The 382-nt window shown below is 74.3% G+C and carries 1 protein-coding gene; it reads right to left on the reverse strand.

Features of this window, described 5'->3' with window-relative positions; genetic code table 11:
• Positions 1 to 382, reverse strand: a 382-nt coding sequence (locus E4T82_RS12700; protein WP_209304602.1) for a hypothetical protein, incomplete at both ends; no start/stop codon positions are given.

Raw genomic sequence — 382 nt, forward strand, 5'->3', positions numbered from 1 at the left:
ACGTGAGGGTCGCGGGGGAGATGCCCGTCATCACGACGTCGGCCAGCGTGGTCCCGTCCCCGGCGTGGTGGAGGGAACGGGCGGTGAGGTCGAGACGATCCCCAGGCACGGAGGGGACGGACGGATCCTCAGCCTCGGCGCTGAACCGCACCTCGGACACCGTGCGCTGCGGATCCGCGGAGGGTGGCGGAGCGACGTCGGCCCGGCCCAGCGCCTCAAGCCATCGTGCCCGCGTCGGTGCGACCCAGTCCGAAGCCGGCAGACCGAGGTGCAGCTCGCGTGCGGCCGCCCCGCCCCGCCACCAGCACTCCCTGCCGTGGGGCGTGGTGACCGTGAGCGTCAGTCCCGCGGCCACGGCGTGGCGCAGGAGCTGGAAGAGGGC

This window comes from Streptococcus cuniculi (assembly GCF_004570575.1).
GTDB lineage: Bacteria > Bacillota > Bacilli > Lactobacillales > Streptococcaceae > Streptococcus > Streptococcus cuniculi_A.